The organism is bacterium, assembly GCA_022616075.1.
Classification (GTDB): domain Bacteria; phylum Acidobacteriota; class HRBIN11; order JAKEFK01; family JAKEFK01; genus JAKEFK01.
Window position 1 is genome coordinate 1 of sequence record JAKEFK010000208.1, and the last position, 5,350, is coordinate 5,350.

Genomic DNA, 5,350 nt, shown 5'->3' on the forward strand with positions numbered 1-5,350 from the left:
GAACGCCGTGTAACCACTGGTTCCTTCAACGCATTGCAGGAGAACCTTTCTCCTCGCGCAGTTCGTTTGGGATTCAAGTACAGCTTCTAGTTAGTGCTTTTTCTTCGGGGCGATGTGCAAACATCGCCCCTTTTTCTTTTAGGCAAACCGCCAAGACACCAAGACGCCAAGAGTGAAGTACCTTTTTTGTTTCTTGGCGCCTTGGCGGCTTGGCGGTTATGCTTAAAGAATCACAATGTCGAAGAAAAAGAGGAAAAACCCGCCTGCGATCCAGCCGGTTTCATCTCACAAGCCTACCCGTCTTCGAATCGCGCTCGCCATCCTCCTTTTAGCCGTAGCCGGTATCGCCGTACTCCTACTGATTCGAGCGAACTACTCCGGCATGAGGATCGGCACGGGAGCCTTCAAAAATCAGAACGTGGTGCTGATAACGATCGATACATTGCGGGCGGATCATCTTCCGGTTTACGGATATTCGGACGTCAAAACTCCCAACATCGATCGTCTTGCGGAAAGCAGCCTTTTATTTCAGGATGTGATTGCAGAGGTGCCGCTGACCCTGCCTTCACACGCTTCTCTCCTTACCGGCCTTCTTCCGATAAAGCATGGAGTTAGAGATAACGCCACATTTGTGCTGGATCCGAAAATTACTACGCTTGCTGAGACGCTGAAGGCTCATGGCTACACGACCGCCGCTTTTGTTTCCTCTGTTGTTCTCGATTCCCGCCAACAACTGGATCAAGGATTTGATTTTTATTTCGACAACTTCGAAGAATCGGGAGTTGAAGAAGCGCCCGGCGCAGGAATTGAAAGACGCGCAGCCGATACTGAAAAAGAAGCCGAAGAGTGGCTGCAAGCGAACAAAGATAAGAAAACTTTTGTCTGGATCCATTTTTACGATCCACACGATCCGTACAAGCCTCCTGAGCCTTATAAAACGGAATATGCGTCCCACAGCTATGACGGAGAGATAGCTTACACAGATGAAGCGATCGGGAAGTTCGTTGCAAAACTGGAAGAACTTCAGTTAATGAATAAAACCATTCTCATTCTCACCGCGGATCACGGGGAGAGCCTGGGGGAGCATGGGGAACCTACACACGGTATTTTTCTCTATGACAGCACGGTAAAGGTGCCACTTTTGATCCGGTTGCCTGAAGGAAAAGCAAAGACCATCAGGGATCTGGCCAGACATAGTGATATTGCGCCGACAGTGCTCGATTGGCTCGGCATCACTCCCGATCCATCCATGCAGGGAAAGAGTCTTATTACGCTGATTCAAGGGAAAGAGAAGGAGAAAAGAGTCGCTTACAGCGAAAGTAAGTTTGGCGAGCTGCACTATGGTTGGAGTCCACTCGAGAGCATGACGACCGGTGATTACAAATACATTCATGCGCCAAAGGCCGAGCTGTATGCAAGGAAATCCGATCCGCGTGAAACCAATAACATGATCCAACAAAAGAATTCCATCGCGCAAGAATTGAATCAGGACCTGCAAAACATTTTGAAAACTGTTTCGACTCAGAATTTGCAGTCCACCACAAAAGTGGATCCCGAAATGGAAGAGAAATTGCGAGCGTTGGGATATGTTTCCACAACAGTTCAGTCGACGCCTGAAAGCAGAAAAATTGATCCCAAGGATAAGATCGGCTTGCATCGCAATCTCGCCGATGCGTATACGGCCATGGGTGAGAAGAATTACTCAGGCGTAATCGACAAGCTGGCGCCGCTGGTCAGTCCGAAAGAAAACCTGAGAATAGTGGATGCTCATTATCTGGCGGGGATTGCTCACGCTCACCTTCAGCAATATCCTCAGGCGATCCGAGAACTGCAGACTGCAATTCTGCTTCGTCCCGACTATCCCCAGGCTCTGTACAATCTGGCCCAGGCTTATCAGGTGACCGGACAATATCCTGAGGCGGAAAAATATTACGGTGAAATTTTTAAGTTTCAAAAAGACTATCTTCCAGCCGTTGTTGGGTTGGCCAGGCTATACCGGACGGTGAACCAACCTGACCGCGCGGATTTCTATTTCCGTAAAGCAGTCGACGCTTACCGGAAGTCTCTGCTGGAAACAAAAGGACATGCGGCCCGATCCAAAATTCATTCTTCACTGGCCGAGCTCTATTTCAATGCGAATGATGTGGACCGCGCTGAGGAAAATCTGAAAGCAGCAATAGAATTGACGCCGCAAGAACCAGCATTGCACTATAACCTCGCGCAGATGTATGAAGCCCGGCGCGAGCAACTCAAGGCAATTGAAGAATACAAAAAGGAAATCGCGATCAATCCTTCTAACTATATGGCGCAAAACAATCTCGGTTTGCTTTATCGTCAGGCGGGGCAGCTGGAAGGCGCGATTGAAGCATTCCGGCAGGTCTTGAAGATCATTCCGGGCGACTTGCAAGCTTCGTATTCACTGGCAGAAACAAATTTGATGGCGGACCGAAATCTGGATGAAGCCCTCAGGATGGCGCAGCATGTTGTGCGGCAAAAGCCGGAGTTCCAACCGGCTCAAAAACTCCTGGCTGCCATTGAAAAGAGAATCGGTGAGAGGGGTTGAGTGAGCACAAAAACTGCAGCTCAGTTAGCCCCAAGTGAATTTTTGAGTGATTATCCGGAAAACCTGCGCGAGATTGCCGAATATCTTCGCGATCTGGTCCGTTCCACTTTTCCGGGCGTTGTTGAGAAAGTGTATACGGGATGGAGAGTCATCGGATACCGTTTGCTGCACGGAACAAAGAGCACTTATTTTTGCTGTATCGCTCCACAAAAAAAAGAGAACGATGTATTACTGGGTTTTGAATACGGTATCGCAATGAAGGACCCCCAAAATCTGATGGAAGGCAAAGGGACTCAAGTGCGATTTGTACGGATTCGCCAAAGGGATGAGTATTTGGATGACGATTTGATCTGGTTGATCGTACAAGGAGCGAAAGTGGCTCTTGCGCTACGCACGGGGCCATAATCGGCACACAAGTTGTTGAGTAAGGTAGATTACCATATAATCTATATGACAGGAAGGAAGGTTATGAGTAGGAACAAAGTTACGGTAACGTTGGACGAGGATCTGTTGCAGGAACTGGACCGTATCTCATCAAAGAGTAGAAAACCGCGGAGCCGTCTTGTAGAAGAAGCAATCAGGTGTTGGCAGCGCTCGCAGAGACAGAACAAGTTGATCGAGGGTTACCGCACCATGGCCTCTGAGGATCAAAAGATAGCGGAAGCTAACCTGCCCGCGGCCTATGAGATTTTAAAATGAACTCAGAGACTTGCCGGAGGGGCGATATCTGGCTCGTGAACTTTCATCCTGGACGGGGAAGCGAGCAAAAGGGTGTTCGTCCCGCGCTGGTCATTCAAAACGACACAGGGAATCAATATGCGGCTACAACCATTCTGGCAGCAATTACAACAACATTGAAAAAATATCCTGTTACAGTACTTTTGGACCGGAGGGAAAGGGGTTTGCGGGAACCTTCAATGATCAACCTGGCCCAAATTCTTACTATTGATAAAGGACGTCTCATAAAAAAGCTGGGGAACATAGGAAAAGCGAAATTGAGTGAAGTCGATGATGCAATAGCCGTAAGCTTGGGCTTGTCTTAACGGTTAAGTTTTATGATTCTGAGAAGTGCAATCATTGGAATTTCTTATTTAGCCTCCGCGCCCCTCGGCGTCCTCCGCCGTGGATTTGCAATAATCGACGATTCTCCTATACTCATGGATTTGAAATGTGATGAGAATTGCTCCGGTCCTCGTCTGCCTGCTCTTGTTTTTAAGCTCGACGGTTCTGGCCTTTGATAACGTCCTCCTTATTAGCATTGATACATTGCGGGCCGACCACCTGAGCTGCTACGGTTCCACAAAAGTAAAAACTCCTGCAATTGATTCACTCGCCCGTTCCGGAGTGCTCTTCAAAAACGCGGTCTCTCCAGCTCCTTTTACTCTCCCTTCTCATGTTTCTATGATGACCGGATTGATTCCGCCTGCGCATGGTGTCCAGGACAATGGAGGGTTCTACCTGAAAGAGAGTGTACCTACATTGGCCGAAGTGTTTCGTGCAAACGGAATGAGCACAGCCGCTTTTATCGGCGCATTTCCGCTCGATTCGCGATTTGGGATGGATCAGGGTTTTGAGACCTATGATGACAGCTACCCTACCGTAAATAACATCAACGAGATTACAATGCCGGAACGATCCGCCAGGGAAATTACTGACGCTTCGTTGAAATGGCTGGAGACAAAAAAAGCGGCTCGATGGTTTGCTTTCCTTCATTATTATGATCCCCATTTTCCTTACAAAGGTTCTTATGTAGAAGAAATTCAGGAAGTCGACCGGCAAATTGGAAGAGTGTTGAGATTTCTGGGGGACAATTCGCTGGAGAAAAAGACACTGGTGGTTGTGACAGCGGATCACGGAGAAAGTCTCGGCGAGCATCAGGAAAAAACGCATGGCATCTTTGCTTATGAAAGCACTCTCCGGATCCCCTTGATCTTTTCCCCCTTTCAGGGAAAGGTCTTAGAAAGCCGCGTGCGTTTGATCGATATTTCTCCCACAATTCTTGCCTTGCAAAAACTCTCATTTCCCTCAAGAACTCAAGGCATTTCTCTGGTCAAATGGATTGAAGGCAGTTCCCAGAGCTTGCCAGATTCTTATTTCGAATCTCTTTCGATGTCGCTTAACGCAGGTTGGGCTCCCTTGCGGGGGTTCTATTCCGGTTCCATGAAATATTTCGAGTTGCCTGTTCGGGAACTCTACGATATTAGGTTGGATCCCGGCGAGAGCAAAAACCTTTGTTCGGACAAACAGCTTTGCAATCTGTGGCAGGCGAAGTTCTCAACCCATTTCCGGCCCTTCAGCGCACAACAAGCGAAGCCTGCCGAAATGGACAAAGAGACATTGGAGCAGTTGAAGGCCCTGGGCTACGTCGCAGGCGGATCCACGAAATCACTGAAGACGTACGGCGAAAAAGATGATCCTAAAAATCTCATCACTTTTCACAACAGAGTGGATTCTGCGTTGAGTTATTTCAACAAAGGTTACGACCTCAAAGCGCTCGAGATTCTTGATAAAATCATTGAGGACCGTCCTGACTATTCTGTCGCTTATGAGCATGCAGGTTTTATCCGGAGTTCCCTCGGTTTTCCAGAACAATCGGTCGAGCTTCTGAAGAAAGCAATCAGCAACGGTGTAACCAATGAGATCATTCTCAGCAAACTGGGTTTGTATCTTTATGAATCACGGCATTATGAAGAGGCCATCCGGCAGCTGAATGTCGCCGTCAAGACGGATCCCAAGAATCTGGATAATTTGAACTATCTTGGCATGACCTACACTGCTTTAAGCAGA

Annotated in this window: 5 protein-coding genes; all 5 read left to right on the forward strand. The window is 48.1% G+C overall.

Annotated features, from left to right (window positions below; translation table 11 throughout):
- Positions 1 to 235: 235 nt before the first annotated feature.
- Positions 236 to 2,563, forward strand: coding sequence for a sulfatase-like hydrolase/transferase (locus L0156_16825; GenBank protein MCI0604652.1), 2,328 nt, complete (start codon positions 236 to 238; stop codon positions 2,561 to 2,563).
- Positions 2,564 to 2,968: a DUF1801 domain-containing protein gene (locus L0156_16830; protein ID MCI0604653.1), complete on the forward strand. Its 405-nt coding sequence runs from the start codon at positions 2,564 to 2,566 to the stop codon at positions 2,966 to 2,968.
- 63 nt (positions 2,969 to 3,031) lie between these two features.
- Positions 3,032 to 3,262, forward strand: a complete 231-nt coding sequence (locus L0156_16835) for a ribbon-helix-helix domain-containing protein (protein ID MCI0604654.1) — start codon at positions 3,032 to 3,034, stop codon at positions 3,260 to 3,262.
- On the forward strand, positions 3,259 to 3,606 hold the full coding sequence (locus L0156_16840; protein MCI0604655.1) for a type II toxin-antitoxin system PemK/MazF family toxin: 348 nt from the start codon (positions 3,259 to 3,261) through the stop codon (positions 3,604 to 3,606). The genes L0156_16835 and L0156_16840 overlap by 4 nt, the downstream gene beginning before the upstream one ends.
- 130 nt (positions 3,607 to 3,736) lie before the next feature.
- Positions 3,737 to 5,350, forward strand: a 1,614-nt coding sequence (locus L0156_16845) for a sulfatase-like hydrolase/transferase (GenBank protein ID MCI0604656.1), incomplete at its 3' end; no start/stop codon positions are given.

Bases quoted from the DNA above. Each gene is read 5' to 3' on its own strand.
- L0156_16825 (MCI0604652.1), top strand. From the start codon at position 236: ATGTCGAAGAAAAAGAGGAAAAACCCGCCTGCGATCCAGCCGGTTTCA.
- L0156_16835 (MCI0604654.1), top strand. From the start codon at position 3,032: ATGAGTAGGAACAAAGTTACGGTAACGTTGGACGAGGATCTGTTGCAG.
- L0156_16840 (MCI0604655.1), top strand. From the start codon at position 3,259: ATGAACTCAGAGACTTGCCGGAGGGGCGATATCTGGCTCGTGAACTTT.